At 72.1% G+C, this 17053-nt stretch carries 19 protein-coding genes; 14 read left to right on the top strand and 5 right to left on the bottom strand.

Annotated elements, in window-relative coordinates; all coding sequences use genetic code 11:
* The first annotated feature begins 37 nt into the window (after nucleotides 1-37).
* Nucleotides 38-640 (top strand): recombination mediator RecR, encoded by a 603-nt coding sequence (gene recR, locus ATL31_RS12205; RefSeq protein ID WP_055816602.1) that lies wholly within the window; start codon nucleotides 38-40, stop codon nucleotides 638-640.
* Nucleotides 633-1241, top strand: coding sequence for a DUF5063 domain-containing protein (locus ATL31_RS12200; protein ID WP_101396007.1), 609 nt, complete (start codon nucleotides 633-635; stop codon nucleotides 1239-1241). The genes recR and ATL31_RS12200 overlap by 8 nt, the downstream gene beginning before the upstream one ends.
* Before the next feature lie 6 nt (nucleotides 1242-1247).
* Here ATL31_RS12200 and ATL31_RS12195 read toward each other — a convergent pair whose 3' ends face one another.
* On the bottom strand, nucleotides 1248-2372 hold the full coding sequence (locus ATL31_RS12195) for an NAD(P)/FAD-dependent oxidoreductase (RefSeq protein WP_101396006.1): 1125 nt from the start codon (nucleotides 2370-2372) through the stop codon (nucleotides 1248-1250).
* Between the two features lie 168 nt (nucleotides 2373-2540).
* On the opposite strand from ATL31_RS12195, the gene ATL31_RS12190 reads away from it, so the two are divergent.
* The 4 genes from ATL31_RS12190 to ATL31_RS12175 all read left to right on the top strand — a co-directional run bounded on the left by ATL31_RS12190 (nucleotide 2541) and on the right by ATL31_RS12175 (nucleotide 6483).
* Nucleotides 2541-3815 carry an aspartate kinase gene (locus ATL31_RS12190; RefSeq protein ID WP_101396005.1) on the top strand — a complete coding sequence of 425 codons (1275 nt, stop codon included), beginning with the start codon at nucleotides 2541-2543 and terminating at the stop codon, nucleotides 3813-3815.
* 1 nt (nucleotide 3816) lies between these two features.
* On the top strand, nucleotides 3817-4899 hold the full coding sequence (locus ATL31_RS12185) for an aspartate-semialdehyde dehydrogenase (protein WP_101396004.1): 1083 nt from the start codon (nucleotides 3817-3819) through the stop codon (nucleotides 4897-4899).
* A gap of 107 nt (nucleotides 4900-5006) precedes the next feature.
* On the top strand, nucleotides 5007-6206 hold the full coding sequence (locus ATL31_RS12180; RefSeq protein ID WP_101396003.1) for a pyrophosphate--fructose-6-phosphate 1-phosphotransferase: 1200 nt from the start codon (nucleotides 5007-5009) through the stop codon (nucleotides 6204-6206).
* Nucleotides 6207-6249: 43 nt separating this feature from the next.
* Nucleotides 6250-6483, top strand: a complete 234-nt coding sequence (locus tag ATL31_RS12175) for a hypothetical protein (RefSeq protein ID WP_101396002.1) — start codon at nucleotides 6250-6252, stop codon at nucleotides 6481-6483.
* Nucleotides 6484-6758: 275 nt separating this feature from the next.
* Here ATL31_RS12175 and ATL31_RS17125 read toward each other — a convergent pair whose 3' ends face one another.
* Both ATL31_RS17125 and ATL31_RS12165 read right to left on the bottom strand, forming a co-directional pair.
* On the bottom strand, nucleotides 6759-7940 hold the full coding sequence (locus tag ATL31_RS17125) for a histidine kinase (RefSeq protein ID WP_158239847.1): 1182 nt from the start codon (nucleotides 7938-7940) through the stop codon (nucleotides 6759-6761).
* Between the two features lie 68 nt (nucleotides 7941-8008).
* Nucleotides 8009-8707, bottom strand: a complete 699-nt coding sequence (locus tag ATL31_RS12165) for a response regulator transcription factor (RefSeq protein WP_101396000.1) — start codon at nucleotides 8705-8707, stop codon at nucleotides 8009-8011.
* 92 nt (nucleotides 8708-8799) lie between these two features.
* On the opposite strand from ATL31_RS12165, the gene ATL31_RS12160 reads away from it, so the two are divergent.
* Entirely contained in the window at nucleotides 8800-10485 is a 1686-nt protein-coding gene (locus tag ATL31_RS12160) for a phospholipase D family protein (protein WP_101395999.1), read from the top strand.
* Between the two features lie 134 nt (nucleotides 10486-10619).
* Nucleotides 10620-10811, top strand: coding sequence for a hypothetical protein (locus ATL31_RS12155; RefSeq protein ID WP_101395998.1), 192 nt, complete (start codon nucleotides 10620-10622; stop codon nucleotides 10809-10811).
* Nucleotides 10812-10912: 101 nt separating this feature from the next.
* On the opposite strand, the gene ATL31_RS12150 is transcribed toward ATL31_RS12155, so the two are convergent.
* The gene (locus tag ATL31_RS12150; RefSeq protein WP_101395997.1) at nucleotides 10913-11254 is read right to left on the bottom strand and encodes a hypothetical protein; all 342 of its coding nucleotides are present in this window, start codon (nucleotides 11252-11254) and stop codon (nucleotides 10913-10915) included.
* 94 nt (nucleotides 11255-11348) lie between these two features.
* Between ATL31_RS12150 and ATL31_RS12145 the strand changes: the two genes are divergently transcribed.
* The 4 genes from ATL31_RS12145 to ATL31_RS12130 all read left to right on the top strand — a co-directional run bounded on the left by ATL31_RS12145 (nucleotide 11349) and on the right by ATL31_RS12130 (nucleotide 12854).
* Nucleotides 11349-11579, top strand: coding sequence for a FitA-like ribbon-helix-helix domain-containing protein (locus ATL31_RS12145; RefSeq protein ID WP_101395996.1), 231 nt, complete (start codon nucleotides 11349-11351; stop codon nucleotides 11577-11579).
* A complete protein-coding gene (locus ATL31_RS12140; RefSeq protein ID WP_101395995.1) occupies nucleotides 11566-11970 on the top strand; it encodes a type II toxin-antitoxin system VapC family toxin in 405 nt (134 codons plus the stop codon). The genes ATL31_RS12145 and ATL31_RS12140 overlap by 14 nt, the downstream gene beginning before the upstream one ends.
* 105 nt (nucleotides 11971-12075) lie before the next feature.
* Nucleotides 12076-12327 (top strand): hypothetical protein, encoded by a 252-nt coding sequence (locus ATL31_RS12135; protein WP_101395994.1) that lies wholly within the window; start codon nucleotides 12076-12078, stop codon nucleotides 12325-12327.
* A gap of 122 nt (nucleotides 12328-12449) precedes the next feature.
* Entirely contained in the window at nucleotides 12450-12854 is a 405-nt protein-coding gene (locus ATL31_RS12130) for an MmcQ/YjbR family DNA-binding protein (RefSeq protein WP_101395993.1), read from the top strand.
* Between the two features lie 288 nt (nucleotides 12855-13142).
* Here ATL31_RS12130 and ATL31_RS12120 read toward each other — a convergent pair whose 3' ends face one another.
* Nucleotides 13143-14252, bottom strand: a complete 1110-nt coding sequence (locus ATL31_RS12120) for an IS110 family RNA-guided transposase (protein ID WP_245862018.1) — start codon at nucleotides 14250-14252, stop codon at nucleotides 13143-13145.
* A gap of 788 nt (nucleotides 14253-15040) precedes the next feature.
* On the opposite strand from ATL31_RS12120, the gene ATL31_RS12115 reads away from it, so the two are divergent.
* The gene (locus ATL31_RS12115) at nucleotides 15041-16285 is read left to right on the top strand and encodes a carboxylate--amine ligase (protein ID WP_101395992.1); all 1245 of its coding nucleotides are present in this window, start codon (nucleotides 15041-15043) and stop codon (nucleotides 16283-16285) included.
* A complete protein-coding gene (gene cuyB, locus ATL31_RS12110) occupies nucleotides 16282-17049 on the top strand; it encodes a cysteate racemase (protein ID WP_245862385.1) in 768 nt (255 codons plus the stop codon). Before ATL31_RS12115 ends, cuyB begins: the two co-directional genes overlap by 4 nt.
* The last annotated feature ends 4 nt before the right edge of the window (nucleotides 17050-17053 follow it).

Genomic DNA, 17053 nt, shown 5'->3' with positions numbered 1-17053 from the left:
CGGCGACGGCGGCCCCTCGAGGCCGTAGGCTCCAGGGGTGTACGAAGGCGCGGTCCAGGACCTCATCGACGAGCTCGGCAGGCTGCCGGGCGTCGGTCCCAAGAGCGCCCAGCGCATCGCGTTCCACCTGCTCCAGGCCGACCCGGCCGATGTCGAGCGGCTGGCCCACGCGCTCACCGAGGTCAAGGCCCGGGTCCGCTTCTGCGAGGTGTGCTTCAACGTCTCCGAGGCCGAGCGCTGCCGCATCTGCTCCGACGACCGGCGCGACCGCACCGCCATCTGCGTCGTCGAGGAGCCCAAGGACGTGGTGGCCATCGAGCGCACCCGCGAGTTCCGCGGCCGCTACCACGTGCTCGGCGGCGCCATCAGCCCCATCGACGGCATCGGCCCGCAGGACCTGAAGGTACGCGAGCTCCTGACCCGCCTCGCCGACGGCACCGTTACCGAGGTCATCATCGCCACCGACCCCAACCTCGAGGGCGAGGCCACCGCGAGCTACCTGTCGCGGATGCTGCGCGACGTCGGGGTGCAGCGGGTGACCCGGCTGGCGTCCGGGCTCCCCGTCGGCGGTGACCTCGAGTACGCCGACGAGGTCACGCTCGGCCGGGCCTTCGAGGGGCGGAGGCTGCTCGATGCCTGAGGCGACCGGGACGACCGAGACGGTCGAGGCCGTGCAGGCCACCCGCGCGGCCGTGGCCGACTGGGCCGCGCTGGCCGACGCGACCGCCGCCGACGCGCGCACCTACCTCGCCACCATCCGCGACGTCGCCGCCGGGGTCGCTCCCGACGCCTCCCTGCCGATGCTGCTGCTGGCCCTCTCGCAGGTGCTGGTCGCGGGCGCTCGGCTCGGTGCCGTCGAGGACGTCGTGCCCGAGGAGCGCTTCGAGCCCGACGCGCCCGACACCGAGTTCGCCCCGCTCCAGGAGAACCTCGCGAACCTGTTCGTGGGCCTCGACGAGTACGCCGACGTCGTCGACCCGCTCACCACGCCCGAGCTCGGCGTCGGGTCGGTGTCCAACGACCTGGTCGAGGTCGCCGCCGCACTGGCCCACGGGCTGGCCCACCAGGAGGCCGGCCGCCCGCTCGAGGCCCTGTGGTGGTGGCAGTTCAGCTACCTGTCGCACTGGGGCGAGCGGGCCGCCTCGGCCCTGCGGGTCGTACAGACCCTGCTCGCGCACGTGCGCCTCGACGCCGACGACGACGTCGTCTCCGAGGCCGAGTTCGACGCGCTGCACCCCTGAGCCGGCTCAGTCCTCGCTCGGGACGGTGCCGGACTCGACGGCCTCCCGGATGGCGTCACTCGCGTCCCAGTCGTTGACCTGCATGGCGGCCACGACCTCTCCGTCGCGCAGCCAGAAGGCCCGGAACTCCTTGTCCTCGAGGCTGCCGTGCACGACGACCTCGTCGTCGGCGCCGGCGTGGCCGACGTACTCCATCCCGAGGTCGTACTGGTCGGTGAAGAAGTAGGGCAGCTCGTCGTACTCCTCGTCGGCGCCTGCGAGGTTGTGCGCGGCGACCTTGGCCTGCTTGATCGCGGTGTCCCAGTGCTCGACCCGGATGCGCCGCCCGAGGCCCGGGTGCGCGTGGTTGGCGATGTCGCCGACCGCGTAGACCGACGGCACCGAGCTGCGCAGCCGCGCGTCGACCAGCACCCCGTTGTCGACCGACAGCCCACCCGAGCGCGCCAGGTCGACGCGCGGGGTCACGCCGATGCCGGCGACCACGAGGTCGGCGCCTTCCAGGTCGGCGGCGGTCACGGCGGCGCCGAGGCGCAGGTGCACGCCGTGCTCGCGGTGCAGGTCGGCGAAGACGTCGGCGACGGTGGGCCCGAGGACGCGCAGCAGCGGCAGGGCCTCGGTCTCGTAGACGGTCACCTCGCAGCCGGCGGTGCGGGCCGCGGCGGCCACCTCGAGGCCGATCCAGCCGGCGCCCACCACGACGATGCGGCGGCCCTCACCGAAGGCCTCCTTGAGCCGGTCGGAGTCCTCCAGGGTGCGCAGGTAGGCGACGGGGACCCCGGCCTCCTCGGCGACGGCGAGGGTCCGCGGCTCCGCGCCGGTCGCCAGCAGCAGCTTCTCGTAGGTGACGTCACCACCGGTGGTCGAGACGACGTGGGCGTCGGTGTCGAGGGCGGTGGCGGTGGTGCCGAGCCGCAGGTCGACGTCGTGCTCGGCGTACCACTCACGCGGGTGGACGAGGGCCTTCTCGAAGGGGTCCTGGCCCAGGAGGTAGGACTTCGAGAGCGGCGGCCGCTCGTACGGTGGGTGCTCCTCGGCGCCGAGCAGGACGACCTGCCCCGTGTAGCCCTGCTCCCTCAGCTCGGTGGCGGCGGTGGCGCCGGCGAGTCCTGCTCCCACGATGACGATCGACATACCTGCGACGCTACGCGGCACCCGGGCTCCGTGGAAGGTCAGCGCCCACCCTCGACGGACCCACGGGGTGGCGCCGGGGCTTCCGGGATGTGGGCGTGGGACCCCGTGGCCGGGCCCCTGGTTAGAGTTGGGGCCGACCCCAGCGGCCCACCGACCCGGAGGACCAGCGTGCCCATCGTCGTCCAGAAGTACGGCGGCTCCTCGCTCGCCGACGCCGAGAGCATCAAGCGCGTCGCCAAGCGCATCTCGGAGACGAAGAAGTCGGGCCACGACGTGGTCGTCGCGGTCTCCGCCATGGGCGACACCACCGACGAGCTGCTGGACCTGGCCCAGGACGTCAGCCCGATGCCGCCGCCGCGCGAGCTCGACATGCTGATGACCGCCGGCGAGCGCATCTCGATGGCGCTGGTCGCGATGGCCATCACCGACCTCGGCCACAGCGCGCGCTCGTTCACCGGCAGCCAGGCGGGCGTCATCACCGACGGCACGCACGGCAAGGCCAAGATCATCGACGTGACGCCCGGCCGCATCACCGAGGCCCTGGCCAAGGGGCACGTCGTCATCGTCGCCGGCTTCCAGGGCGTCAGCCAGGACACCAAGGAGATCACCACCCTCGGCCGCGGCGGCACCGACACCACCGCCGTCGCGCTCGCCGCCGCCCTCGGCGCCGAGGTGTGCGAGATCTACACCGACGTCGACGGCGTCTTCACCGCCGACCCGCGCATCGTGCCGGCGGCCCGCAAGATCGACCGCATCTCGGCCGAGGAGATGCTCGAGCTGGCCGCGTGCGGCTCGAAGGTGCTGCACCTGCGCAGCGTCGAGTACGCGCGGCGCTTCGACATCCCGATCCACGTGCGCTCGTCGTTCTCGCAGAAGATCGGCACCACCGTCACCGACCAGCCCGCCCCCGAAGGAGCCCCCGTGGAAGCCCCGATCATCGCCGGCGTCGCCCACGACCGCAGCGAGGCCAAGGTCACCGTCGTCGGCGTCCCCGACCGCACGGGGATGGCCGCCACCATCTTCCAGGCCGTCGCCGGCGCCGAGATCAACATCGACATGATCGTCCAGAACGTGTCGGCGGTCGAGACCGGCCTCACCGACATCTCGTTCACGATCCCCAAGAGCGACGGCGCCACCGCGGTGCAGGTCCTCACCCGCATCCAGCCCGAGGTCGGCTTCAGCCAGGTGCAGTACGACGACCAGATCGGCAAGCTGAGCCTGGTCGGCGCCGGGATGCGCTCGAACCCCGGGGTCAGCGCCACCTTCTTCAGCGCCCTCGCCGCCGCCGGGGTCAACATCGAGATGATCTCGACCTCCGAGATCCGCATCTCGGTCGTCACCCGCGACGAGCTGCTCGACGACGCCGTGCGCGCCGTGCACAGCGCGTTCGGCCTTGACTCCGCCGACGGGGAAGCGGTCGTGTACGGGGGCACCGGCCGCTGACATGGCTCCCACCACGCCTCGCGGCGGACGGCGTCCCAACCTCGGGATCGTCGGCGGTACGGGGGCGGTGGGCCGGGTGGTCCTCCAGGTGCTGCCCATGCGCCGGCACGTGTGGGGGGCGGTCTCGGTGGCGGCCGCCTCCGAGGACGTCGGCCACGTCGTGCGGGTCGGCGACGAGGACCTCACGGTCGCGCCCGTCGGCCCCGACTTCTTCGACGACCTCGACGTCGCGATCTTCGACATCCCGCCGGGCATCGCGGGGGAGTGGGTCGAGCACGCGGCGGCCCGCGGCATCGTCTGCATCGACAACAGCACCGTCTTCCGCACCGCCTCCGACGTGCCGCTGGTCGTGCCCGAGGTGAACCCGCACAAGGTGGGCGACCGGCCCCGCGGCATCATCGCCAACCCCGGGGCCACCGTCATGACGATGATCGACGTGCTGGCCGTGCTGCACGGGGGATGGGAGCTGCAGAGCCTCGTCGTCACGACCTTCCAGGCCGCGTCCGGGCTGGGGCGGGCCGGCATCGCGCGGCTGCACGACGAGCTCGACGTCATCCACGGCGACCGCGAGCTCGGCACCCGTCCCGGCGACGTGCGCCGGCTGGTCGAGCACGAGCTGGGCGTGGCGTCGCCGTTCCCGGCCCCGTTGGCGCTCAACATCATCCCGTTCGTCGGGCATCACGTCGGCGCGGGCTGGACGTCGGAGGAGACCAAGGTCCGCGACGAGACGCGCAAGATCCTGGATCTGCCGGACCTGCCGGTCTCGGCCACCTGTGTGCGGGTGCCGGTGGTGTCGACGCACTCGGTCACGGTGCACGCGACCTTCGGCCGGCGCATCGACGTGGCGCAGGCCCGGCAGGCGCTGGTCGAGGCCCCGGGGGTGGTCGTACTCGACGACCCCGACGAGCCCGAGTTCCCGACGCCCAACGATGTCGTGGGCGCCGACCCGCGGTTCGTCGGCCGGCTGCGCCAGGGCGAGGATGCGCCGACGACGCTCGACCTGTTCATCTGCGGCGACAACCTGCGCAAGGGCGCGGCGCTGAACATGCTGCAGACCGCCGAGCTCGTCGCCGCCGACCTCTGAGCCGGCCCGACCACCGCCGTCCACGATGGTGACCCCGGCCACCTCCGGCGGTCCGTCCTTGCCAGAATGGGCGCAGTGCACCGCCCGCCCACGAAGGAGCCCGACCCATGACCGTCCGCACCGTCGCCATGCTCACCGCCGGTGGCCTGGCCCCGTGCCTGTCCTCGGCCGTCGGTGGGCTCATCGAGCGCTGGACCGAGGTCGCCCCCGACGTGCGGATCATCGCCTACACGGGCGGCTATGCGGGCCTGCTGAAGGGGGAGTACCTCGAGATCACCCCCGAGGCGCGCGCGCAGGCCCACCTGCTGCACCGCTTCGGCGGCAGCCCCATCGGCAACAGCCGCGTCAAGCTCACCAACGTCGCCGACTGCGTCAGGCGCGGCCTCGTGCAGGAGGGCCAGGATCCGCTGCACGTCGCGGCCGAGCAGCTGACGGCCGACGGCGTCGACGTCCTGCACACCATCGGCGGCGACGACACCAACACCACCGCCGCCGACCTGGCCGCGTTCCTGCACGAGAACGGCTACGAGCTCACCGTCGTCGGTCTCCCGAAGACCATCGACAACGACGTCGTGCCCATCCGCCAGAGCCTCGGCGCGTGGACCGCCGCCGAGCAGGGCAGCCGCTTCGCGCAGAACATCGTGGCCGAGCACACCTCGAATCCGCGGATGCTCGTCGTGCACGAGGTCATGGGTCGCAACTGCGGGTGGCTGACCGCCGCCACCGCCGCCGAGTACCACCGCTGGGTGGGCGAGCAGGAGTACGCCCCGGCCCTCGGCAACGACCCGCGCGGGTGGGACGTGCACGCCGTGTTCGTGCCCGAGCTGCCCATCGACATCAAGGGCGAGGGCGAGCGCCTCAGGGCCGTGATGGACGAGATCGGCTGCGTCAACATCTTCCTCTCCGAGGGTGCCGGCGTCTCGGAGGTCGTCGCCGAGCTCGAGGCCGCCGGCCAAGAGGTGCCCCGCGACCCGTTCGGCCACGTGCAGCTCGACAAGGTCAACCCCGGCGCCTGGTTCGCCAAGCAGTTCGCGAAGGTCCTCGGCGCCGAGAAGACGATGGTGCAGAAGTCCGGCTACTTCTCGCGCTCGGGCCCCGCCAACGACCGCGATCTGGCCCTGATCAAGGAGTGCACCGACCTCGCCGTCGACGCGGCCCTGCGCGGGGAGTCAGGCGTCGTCGGCCACGACGAGGAGCGCGGCGACGAGCTGCGCGCCGTGGAGTTCCCGCGGATCAAGGGTGGCAAGGCCTTCGACCCGCAGACCCCGTGGTTCACGGAGCTGCTGGGGTCGATCGGTCAGGCGTGAGCCCCTCCGCGACCCGCCGCCGCTCCGAGCCGGTGACGCCCCGGTGAGGGAGACCACCGGCACGATCGACGGCTGGTGGGTGGCGGTCGTGGTCTACGCGCTGCTGCTCGTGGGCCAGCGCCTGTGGCGGGCCCGCCGATGGGTGCCCCCGGAGTGGCCCGACGCCGACTACGGCTGGAAGGTGACGCACCTGTTCTGGGTGCCGTTCCACGTGCTCGACGTGGTCTTCGGGGTGCCGCTGCTGTTCGCGGTCCTCATCGCCTACTTCGCCATCTGAGCAGCCCCGGCCGGCCCGCGGGGCCGCCTCCGGAGACACCCCCACGACACGCCGCGACGGACCCCACGGGTCGTCGTGTCGGGTCCGTCGCGGTGCGGGTGGTGGTGCTCACCCGGGTCGGGCTGACCTGTCCCCTGCGACGGCCACCCCTCCCCTACATCGTCTCCGGGGGAGGGGGCCGACGTCACTACGGCGACCTCCCCTGCCGGTGCTGGTGTGAGCACCACCTCGCCCGCCGCGCGCGGTCGGGCGCGGCGCGCGAGGCCGCGACGTCCTCAGCCGGGCGGTGCGGCGTCCGCCTCGCGATCGGCCCTGAAGCGCCCGACGACGCTGGTCCCGGACCCCGGCGACGACTCGACCTCGAGCTCCCCACCGGCTGACTGGATGCGGTCGCGCATCCCGGTGAGCCCGTGGCTGCTGCCGCGTTCGCCCACGAGGAAGCCCGCCCCGTCGTCGTGCACCCGGAACCACAGGTCCGCGCCGGAAGGCCCGTCGTCATCGCGCACCTCGACGGTGACGCGGCCGCCGCCGGAGTGCCGGTCCGCGTTGTGCACGGCCTCGAGGCAGCAGAAGTAGACCGCACCCTCGACGGTGGGGGAGTGTCGCCGCGCCAGCCGCAGGTCGACCACACACGGCAGCGTGGTGCGCCGTGCCACGGCCGGCAGCGCGCCCGCCAGGCCCTGCTCGCCCAGGAGCGCCGGGTAGATGCCGTGCGCCAGGTCGCGCAGCTCCTGGATGGCCTCCTGGAGCTGCGCGCTCATCCCCGCCACGATCGCGCGGGCCCGTTCGGGGTCGTCGTCCCACAGCCGCTGGACGCGGCCGAGGTCGACCGCCAGGGTGGTCAGGCGCTGCTGGGCCCCGTCGTGCAGGTCGCGCTCGATCTCGCGGCGGGTCTCCAGGCTGACCAGGGCCAGCCGCCGCTGCGAGGCCCGCAGGTCGGCGGTCCGCCGCGCCAGCCGCTGCATGTGGTCGCGGATGCCGACGACCAACAGCACGGCCACGACGGTGGTGAACGCGGCCGTCAGCAGCGGCAGGTACGGCATCAGCGCGACCTCGACCGCGGAGCCCTCCCGGCGCGCCTCACCGAGTCCAACCAGGAGGCCGGTGAGCGCCACGGTGGTCAGCAGGATGCCCCCGCGGGCGCGCAGCGAGAAGGCGCCGGTGATGAGCAGGGAGGGGACGTGCAGCACCAGGATCGAGATGGGCGTCGTGTACGGCGCCACCCACACGAACCCGACGGCCATCACCCACGTCCCGACGAGCGCCAGCAGCGCCGCGGTGCGCACCCGCCCGACCCGCACCAGCCCGAAGGCCGCGGCGTAGACCAGCCCGCCCCCGACGAGGAGTGCGATGCAGGCCCGCACCGACGGCAGCGGCCCGACCGCCCGGTCGAGCACGACGAGGGCGGCCGCCGTCACCCAGATGACCGCGGCGTAGACCACGAGGGAGGTGCGCACCCGTTCCGCGCCGTCGCGGGGCGAGAGCGGGCCCGGGTCGGTCGCGCAAGGGCGGCGGGGCGGCATCCTCAGACCCGCGCGGACGGGCCCTGGCCCCCGGGTCCGCGCACGTCGCCGAGGTACATCAGGACGGCGGCGACCCGGCGGTGCGTGGAGTCGCCGGGCGGGAGGTCGAGCTTGGCGAAGATCGAGTTGATGTGCTTCTCGACCGCACGCGACGTGACGTGCAGGTGCTCGGCGACCGCGGAGTTGGAGGCTCCGGTGGCCACCCGGGCCAGCACCTCGCGCTCGCGGGCGGTCAGCCGGGCGACCGGGCTCTCGGCGAACCGCATCCGGTGGCTCATCAGGGCGTCGACCACGTGCGCGTCGATGACGCTCTCACCACGGCGCACGGCGTGCAGCGCCGCCACCACCTGGTCGACGTCGCTGACGCGCTCCTTGAGCAGGTACCCGCGGTGGGTGCTGCCACCACTCACCAGGGCCAGCGCGCGCTCGGCGTCGGCGTGCTGCGAGAGCACCACCACCCCGAGCCCGGGGTGGGTGCGGCGGAACGTGTTCGCCGCCCGGATGCCCTCGTCGGTGTGCGTGGGCGGCATCCGGATGTCGGCGAGGACGACGTCGGGCCCGACCTCCTCGACCAGCGCGACGAGGGAGTCGTGGTCGTGGGCCTCGTGCACCGCGTCGACGTCGGGGTGCTCGGACAGCAGGGCCGACAGACCCCGTCGCAGCAGGGCGTTGTCCTCGGCGAGCACGACCCGGATCCCCATGGCGGCATCGTATTGAGCCCGATGCCGCCCCGTCGGTAGGTTGCGAAGTCCGGTCGCGCCACCCTGCGCGCGCCCATGACAGGACGGGCCCGATGCTCGATCACCTCTTCCTCCGTCCTTCGGAGCGCGAGAACCCGCACACCCGGGTCGACGCCCACCACCCCGACGACGTCGCGTGGAGCACCGGCAACCGCGTGCGCCCGCTGGTCCACGGCGCGCCGTACTTCGCCGAGCTGCACGAGCGCATCGGCGGCATGGGGCCCGGCGACCTGGTGCTCTTCGCCGACTGGCGTGGCGACCCGGACGAGCGGCTCACCGACGACCCCCGGGCCACCCTCTCGGCGGTGCTGAGCGACGCCGCCCGGCGCGGGGTGGTCGTGCGGGGCCTGCTGTGGCGCTCGCACTGGCGGCGCTTCGGCTTCCACTCCGAGAAGTCGCGCCTGCTCGGCATCGAGATCGACGAGGCCGGGGGGCAGTGCCTGCGCGACATGCGGGTGGCGCCGGGCGGCTCCCACCACCAGAAGTTCGTGGTGCTGCGGCACGGCGACGACCCCGCGCGCGACATCGCGTTCGTGGGCGGCATCGACCTCTGCCACAGCCGCCGCGACACTGCCGAGCACGAGGGGGACCCCCAGCCGATCGTGATGCCCGAGGTCTTCGGCCCCCGCCCCGCCTGGCACGACGTGCACTGCGCCATCCAGGGGCCGGCGGTGTACGACGTCGAGACCTGCTTCCGGGAGCGGTGGGACGACACCACCCCGCTCACGTCGAACCCGGGCCGGATCGCCTCCAGCCTGCTCCAGCGCGAGGACCTCGCCGCGCGGCCCATCCCCGAGCAGACCCCGCCCCCGCCGGCGGTCGAGGGCGGGCACGAGGCCGTGCAGGTGCTGCGGACCTACCCCGACCTGCTGACGTCGGGCTTCGACTTCGCGCCCCACGGCGAGCGCAGCGTGGCCCTGGGCAACGGCAAGGCGCTCGCGGGCGCGCAGCGGCTGCTCTACCTCGAGGACCAGTACCTGTGGTCGGAGGAGGTCGGTCGACACTTCGGCGAGGCGCTGGCCCGCAACCCCGAGCTGCGGATGATCGCGGTCATCCCCATCCACCCGGATGTCGACGGCAGCGTGTCGCTGCCGGCGCAGCTGTACGGGCGCAAGCTGGCGATGGACGTGCTGCTCGAGGCGGCCCCCGACCGGGTGGCGCTGTTCGGGCTGACCAGCCCGGCCGGCTACCCGGTGTACGTGCACTCCAAGGTGTGCATCATCGACGACCGGTGGGCCAGCGTGGGCTCGGACAACTTCAACCGCCGCTCGTGGACGAACGACTCCGAGCTCTCGTGCACGGTGCAGGACGAGCGGGTCGCGCGCGACGGTGGCCGGGCCCCGCGCGACGCCTTCGCGCTGCGCCTGCGCCGTGAGCTGGTGGGCGAGCACGTGGGCCTGGACCCCGACGACGTGCCCGACGACCCCGACGAGGTCTGGGACCTGATGGCGCGTTCGGCCGACGCGCTCGACGCCTGGTACGGCGACGCCGGTCCCTCGCGCGGCCGCGTGCACGTGCCCCGTCCCCGGGCGCCGATGCGCGGGACGGCCGTGCGCTGGCGGCGCCGTGGGCGGCCCGCTGCCGGGCGTCTCGGCGAGGAGCGGCCCCCCGGGCGGCTGCGGCGGCTGGGGCCGCCCGAGCTCTCGCGCGGGCAGCTGCTGTGGGCGCCGCGCGTCTACGACCTGTTCGACCCCAACGGCACCCTGGGGCGCGCCGACGGGGTCCCCGCCCCGGACTGACCGGGTGTGTGCCTGTTGACGCTCCCGACCCGGCCAGACGCCTCTACCGGATCTGCCGATGAGGGGAAGCGTTCGTGGGCTGCATACCCTTGGGAATGACGCCGACCCGAGAAGCGCGACTACAGGAGCCATGAATGACCGACGTCTTGGTCTTCGCAGCGATCCTCCTGGCGGCATTGGGCTTCGCGGTGGAGCGGTTCGTCAGCAGTCGTACCTCTAAGTCCGATCCGTTCATTCGGCCGACCCGTCAGGGGCTCCGTGCCGGTGCAGGGATCTTCGCCGCGGCTGGCGTCGTGGCGATTGTCGCGTGGATGCTCAGCGCCTAGCGTTCAGCGAGCGATCGACGGACGCGACGGGAGTGGGCGGCGTTCGCGCATCTGCCGCGGAGAGTGAGCGTGGCGAAATGTCTTCGTGTTGTGAAATGAAGTCACGGCTCGTGGTGTACCCAGAGGCACGCGACTACGTCGTCCGCGTCGGGGGTTAGGAAGAGTTGATAGTGACGCTGCCCGGCGCGGTCCGTGACATGGCCGAGCCTGACGGCGTCCGCTGGGCAGGCGCTGAGGTCAGAGAGAGCTCGATCAAATCCGCCATGTTCCAAGCCGACCGCAGCTACGTGCTTGGCACGTCGGCTGTAGATCGTGATGAGATCCACAGTGGCCGTGGTGCCGTCTGACACCTCGAAGTCAGCCCCCTCTTCGAGCGCTGCTGTACACGCCAGAGACGCCGGCGTAGCGCGCTGTAAGGCACCGATGAGCGCCGCTCTGTCCATGGGCGCATCCTCGCATCGACCGTTCGCACGTGCCGGCGATCGTGCCGATGGTCGGACGGTTGTGGTTCGGTGCTCTTGGCGCCATAATGGCGCCATGCCCAGTGTTCAGATCAAGGACGTCCCGGAGAGCACCCACGCGGTGTTGCGCCAACGGGCTGCCGCCGCGCACCAGTCGCTGCAGGAGTACCTACGCTCCCGGCTGATCGCCGAGGCCAGCCAGCCCACCGTGGAGGAGGTCCTCGACCGGGCCGGCGGCCGATCGGGCGGCTCGGTGCCGTTGGCGGAGGCGGTCAAGACCGTGCAGGGGGATCGTGCTCATCGTTGACGCCAGCGTGCTTGCGGTCGCGTTGGCCGATGACGGCCCGGACGGGGATGCCGCTCGCGCCCGCCTTCGAGGGGAGACGCTGGCCGCGCCCGAGCTCGTCGACCTCGAGGTCGCCTCGGTGCTGCGTCGTCAGAACCGGGTGGGGATGCTCGACAACCGCCGGGCCGAGCTGGCCATGACCGACCTTGCAGCGCTGCCGATGCACCGCGCCGCGCACCTGGTGTTGTTACCCAGGTGTTGGGAGCTGCGGGACAACCTGACCACCTACGACGCCGCGTACGTCGCCCTGGCCGAGGCGCTGGACGCGACGCTGCTCACCGGCGACCGACGACTCGCTCACGCGGCAGGCCCCACCTGCACCATCGAGCTGCTCAGAACGCCCCGCCACTGAGCGGAGAGCAACCACGCGGAACTGCCGCCGATCGTGCCGAGTTGCGGGTGTTCGCCGAGCCTCAGATGTCCACTGCGCGCGATGCGCTCTATGTAGCCTCGCTGCGTGGATGTCGAACTGGGTTTTCGCATCAACTGGGTCAGCGTGGCGATCTTCCTGGTCCTGGCGACCGCGGTCGCGCTCTACGCCAGGCACGTGTCCGGCGGCTGGATGCGGCCCTGGATCAGCATCAAGCCCCTGTGGTGGTTCCTGCTGCTGTTCCTCATCCCACAGCTCGGACTTCTCCTACTCGTCGTTAACCTGTTCGTGCATAGGCACACCCCGGGAGCCATCACTGGTCAGGACGCGCCCGGCTAAGCGCGCTGGCATCGCGTAAGCGGCTACAGGACTTGCCGCGATCAATGTGCCAATGGATGGCGTCGCGTTTGCCGGCCCCGAGGTCCGACCCGGCTGTCGGTGGGGCGGCGTAGCCTGCGCCGATGGCCGCCGCGCCCGCCCGCCGCCTCACCGACGACGTCCCCGCCGACGTTGAGCGGCGCCTGCGCCGACTGTGCCTCGCCCTCCCGGACGCCTACGAGGAGCATGCCTGGGTCGGCACCCGGTGGCGGGTGCGCAAGCGGACCTTCGTGCACGTCCTCGGGGTCGACGACCCCGTCGACGGCGCCCATGTGGTCATGACCTTCCGCGCCGCGGGCGAGGAGCTCGAGGCGCTGCGACACGCGGGCCCGCCCTTCCACGTCCTCGGCTGGGGCCGCGACGCGATGGGTCTCACGCTCGACGCCGCCACCGACTGGGACGAGGTCGCCGAGCTCGTCGTCGAGTCGTACTGCGTCCTGGCCCCGAGGAAGCTGGTCGCGCTCCTTGACCGCCCGGACCCCACCTAGATTCGCCACCCGTGGACGGACCGGCTGACGGCAAGGACCTCGGGCTGCCCCCTCCCGCGGACCGCCGGCGCGTCGTCGTCCTCGCCGGTCTGAGCGGCTCCGGGAAGTCCCGACTGGCGAACCGCCTGTACGCCGCCCGCGGGTGGCCGGTCTTCCGCCTCGACGACTTCTGCCGCGATGCGGTGGATCCGCGGTCTAGTCTTCCGCATCGCCCGTGAGCGTGAGCGGGACGCTGGGACGATGTGGCCCTGCCGGGTGGCAAAGAACCGCTCATGGCTCCCTTCTGTGTCAAGACGCCTTGGGGATGCCGGTCGTAGGCTTGGTGGTGGCGGGTCCGGGAAGTGACTTGTCCGAAGAGCCGGTGTCGGGTTGTGAGCCGGTCGCGCTGGAGTCAGAGCCGTTGCCCGTGTGTCCTCCCGGGCCCGTCGCCGCGCCGCGGCTGAGGTCGTCAAGCAGTGCCCGATACACCAGGTCTGACAGCCGTCGTTTCAGGCATCGCATCGCCTCGTTGGGGGTCTTGCCGGCGGCGACTTTGCGGTCGTAGTAGGCCCTGCCCTCGGTGGCGTTGCGCAGCTGGACCACGGCCATGATGTGGAGGACCCGGTTGATCTTGCGGTTCCCGCCGCGGCTGAGGCGGTGGCGCACGTTGTCGCCGGAGGAGGCGTCGATGGGCGCGGTACCGGTCCAGGACGCGAAGTGGCCCTTGTCAGGGAAGCGGGTGATGTCGCCGACCTCGACGAGCAGCCGAGCGGCCCCGGAGGGCCCGATGCCGTGCAGGTCGGTCAGGGTCGTGCCGGTGGCGCGCAGCAGCACGGTCAGCTCCTTGTTCGCGGCCTTCTTGCGGGCGTACAGCCGCTCGAGGTCGGCGACGAGCTCGGTCGCGACCCGCTTACGGGTCTTGCCCACCACGTCCCGCGGCCGCACCCCGGTGAGGATCTTGCGGGCCTGAGCGGCGGACAGGTCGCGCTTGGCGCCGCCGGGAACCAGTTCCAGCAGAAGCGCATGCAGCTGGTTGATCTTGTAGGTGTGCTCCTCCCCGATGGAGCGGCGGCGGTCGACCAGGATCCGCAACACATCACGGTCCGCGTCAGCCACGACCGGGCGCAACCCGGACATCCGAGTACCGACCAGCGCCACCGAGTGCGCGTCGGTGGCGTCGGTCTTGCGGCCCTGCCCCGTGGCGAAGGTCCGCACCCGCGCCGACAACTTCGGCGGCACGTCCACCACCTGCTCGCCGGCAGCGACCAGGCGGGTCGCGACGTGCCGGCCGATGCCGTTGCACCCCTCGACCGCCCACACCCGCTGTGGCCATTGCTCGGCGTGCTCGAGCAGCGCGGTGAACCCGGCCTCGTCGGTGGCGTAGCGGCCGCGGTGCACGATGCTCTCATCGGCGGTCATCACCTCGATCGTCACGCTGCGTTTGTGCGGGTCCATCCCGATCACCACGCCCGCTGTCGTTGCTCCGTCCACGGTGCCTGCTCCTGTCGTCGAACCAGTGATTGGTCGAGCACGGAGGGCACCGCTACTTCCGGCAGCACAGTCCCTTCTTCAGCCTCTCCGGCCCTGCGGTGCCGGGGCGGCGCATGCCATGTGAGAGTCACGACCCGAAGGAAGGACAGCCGCAATTGAGAGCGACCAACCCCGACACCTGGACCGAGCCTGCGCGGGCACCGATCCTGCGTCAATGAAACAAGTAGCCGCGCTTCGAGCCGACCAGGACGCCGGACGCGATGGGATCAGCATGGGCTGGTGACCGACGCAAGACCAGGCAGCAGGATCGAGCTGGAACTGACCGAGGGCGGCTACGTGGCGGCAGCATCGCTGGGAGCAGTCGACGCCTCGACCGCATGGCGGATCAACCCTCCCGACGGTCTCCAAGCTGCCTTCGTTGCCGTGGCGGTGGACCCCACTCGAATCGTGCTCACGTCCTGGTCCGGCTGGCGCATCACGACTGACCCTGCACCCGGACGTCACGTGGTCCCCGGCTTCGCCGTGCCACGACCCGAAGACCTCGTCGAGCCATGCCGGCACCCTCGTCGACGCCCGGAGTGGGTGGAGCCCGGGAAGAGGGACACACCCGGTGAGACCCGGGCCCCACCCGCCGCGCGCCGCCGCGGGGCGGGCGCGCGGGGCCGGGCATCTGGGAGCATGGACCGAGCCCCGTCCCCACCCCCGAAGGATCCCGCGTGCCCCCTGCCGTCCCCGCTGCCGACGTCCGACCGGTGATCCTCGGCGGCGACATCACCGCCTACACCCTCGTGCGCAGCTTCCACGAGGCCTACGGCGTGCGGCCCCTCGTGCTGAACATGACCAAGGGCGGCCCCGTCGGCCTCTCGCGCCTGTGCGAGCACGAGTTCGTCGAGGACTTCGGCGACGAGGCGGTGCTCCTCCGCACCCTCGAGCGAGTCGGGCGCGAGCACGGCGGCCCCGACAAGCCGCCGCTGCTGCTGATCGCCACCGGCGACTGGTACGTCGAGATCGTCGTCGAGCACAAGGACCACCTGGCGCAGTGGTTCACCATCCCGTACATCGACATGGGCCTGCTCGAGCGCATCGTGCGTAAGGACGTCTTCTACGGCATCCTCGACGAGGTCGGCGTGCCGCACCCCGCCACCGTCGTCGTCGACATGTCGACCGACGCCGGCGAGGAGCGCGACCTGCCGTTCGGCTACCCGCTGGTGGCCAAGCCCGCCGACAGCTCGCGCTTCCACTACGCGAGCGTCGAGGGCAAGAAGAAGGTCTACATCTGTGAGTCCGAGGCCGACCTCGCGCTGACGCTGCGCCAGGTCCGCGCCTCCACGTACGACGGCGCCATGCTCCTCCAGGAGTTCATCCCGGGCGACGACACCAACATGCGGGTGCTCACCTGCTACTCCGACCGTGAGGGCAAGGTCCGCTTCGGCTCGGTCGGGCACGTGCTGCTCGAGGAGCACCACCCGCTGGCCATCGGCAACCCGTGCGTCATCGTCAACACCGAGGCCGACGAGGTCATCGAGCACGCACGGCGCTTCCTCGAGCACATCGGCTACGTGGGGTTCTCGAACTTCGACCTCAAGTACGACCGTCGCGACGGCACCTACAAGTTCTTCGAGATCAACGTCCGGCTCGGGCGCTCGAACTTCTACGTGACGGCCGGCGGCCACAACGTCACCGAGTGGTACGTGCGCGACTGGGTGCGCCACGAGCCGATGGAGGGCCTGACCATCGCGCGCGGCGAGCACCTGTTCGCGTTCGTGCCGCGCTCGGTCATCCGCCGCTACGTCCTCGACCCGGCGCTGCGCGCGAAGGCGCTGGGGCTCATCAAGGCCGGCCGGGCCAGCGACCCCAACGTCTACGGCCCCGACCTCACCCTGCAGCGGCGGGCGTACAACGCGATCTACCACCTCAACCACGTGCGGAAGTTCCGCCAGTACTTCACGGACCGCCGATGACCGCCGAGCCTGCCCCCCACCCCCTCGAGCCGGCCGGCACCCACCCCGGGCCGCCCGTGCCCGGGGCGCCCGGTGGGGTCCTGGGCGGTCTGGGCCCGGCCGCCACGGTGCACTTCCTGCGCCGCGTGGTCGAGCTCACCGACGCCGACCGCGACCAGGACCACGTCGACCTCCTCGTCTGGCAGCACGGCTCCATCCCCGACCGCACCGGGTTCCTGCGCGGCGAGAACGAGAGCCCCGAGCCGGCGCTGGTCGCTGACGTCCAGGCCCTGGAGCGCGCGGGCGCCACCTTCGTCGCGATCCCGTGCAACACCGCGCTGGTCTGGGTCGACGCGATGCGGGCCGCGGTGGGGATCGAGGTCCTCGACACCGTCGACGAGACCGTGGCCGCCGCCCGGGTCGCCGTGCCCGGCCTCGCGCGACTGGGGGTGCTCGCCACCGACGGGACGCTCTCGGCCGGTACCTACGCCCGCTCGGCGCAGGGGGCCGACGTCGAGCTGGTGGTGCCCGACCCCGAGGTGCAGCGCGAGGTGATGAGCGTCATCTACGACGGCGTGAAGGCCGGGCGCCCCGTGCCACGCGAGCGCTTCGACGCCCTGGTCGCGCACCTGGTCGGGAAGGGCGCCGAGGCCGTGGCGCTCGGCTGCACCGAGCTGTCGGTGCTGCGCGCCGAGCTCGGCGTCGAGGACCCGCTGGTCGTCGACTCCATCGATGCCGTGGCGCGCGCGACTGTGCTGCGCGCCGGGGGCCGGCTCCGCGCCTGAACCG

The organism is Phycicoccus duodecadis, assembly GCF_002846495.1.
Taxonomy (GTDB): domain Bacteria; phylum Actinomycetota; class Actinomycetes; order Actinomycetales; family Dermatophilaceae; genus Phycicoccus; species Phycicoccus duodecadis.
The sequence above is the reverse complement of the archived record's forward strand: the minus strand, read 5'-3'. Positions and strand labels throughout refer to the sequence as shown.

Coding starts and splice junctions, on each gene's coding strand:
- ATL31_RS12200 (WP_101396007.1), top strand. CDS start 633: ATGCCTGAGGCGACCGGGACGACCGAGACGGTCGAGGCCGTGCAGGCC.
- ATL31_RS12195 (WP_101396006.1), bottom strand. CDS start 2,372: ATGTCGATCGTCATCGTGGGAGCAGGACTCGCCGGCGCCACCGCCGCC.
- ATL31_RS12185 (WP_101396004.1), top strand. CDS start 3,817: ATGGCTCCCACCACGCCTCGCGGCGGACGGCGTCCCAACCTCGGGATC.
- ATL31_RS12180 (WP_101396003.1), top strand. CDS start 5,007: ATGACCGTCCGCACCGTCGCCATGCTCACCGCCGGTGGCCTGGCCCCG.
- ATL31_RS12165 (WP_101396000.1), bottom strand. CDS start 8,707: ATGGGGATCCGGGTCGTGCTCGCCGAGGACAACGCCCTGCTGCGACGG.
- ATL31_RS12160 (WP_101395999.1), top strand. CDS start 8,800: ATGCTCGATCACCTCTTCCTCCGTCCTTCGGAGCGCGAGAACCCGCAC.
- ATL31_RS12155 (WP_101395998.1), top strand. CDS start 10,620: ATGACCGACGTCTTGGTCTTCGCAGCGATCCTCCTGGCGGCATTGGGC.
- ATL31_RS12150 (WP_101395997.1), bottom strand. CDS start 11,254: ATGGACAGAGCGGCGCTCATCGGTGCCTTACAGCGCGCTACGCCGGCG.
- ATL31_RS12145 (WP_101395996.1), top strand. CDS start 11,349: ATGCCCAGTGTTCAGATCAAGGACGTCCCGGAGAGCACCCACGCGGTG.
- ATL31_RS12130 (WP_101395993.1), top strand. CDS start 12,450: ATGGCCGCCGCGCCCGCCCGCCGCCTCACCGACGACGTCCCCGCCGAC.
- ATL31_RS12120 (WP_245862018.1), bottom strand. CDS start 14,252: ATGACCGCCGATGAGAGCATCGTGCACCGCGGCCGCTACGCCACCGAC.
- cuyB (WP_245862385.1), top strand. CDS start 16,282: ATGACCGCCGAGCCTGCCCCCCACCCCCTCGAGCCGGCCGGCACCCAC.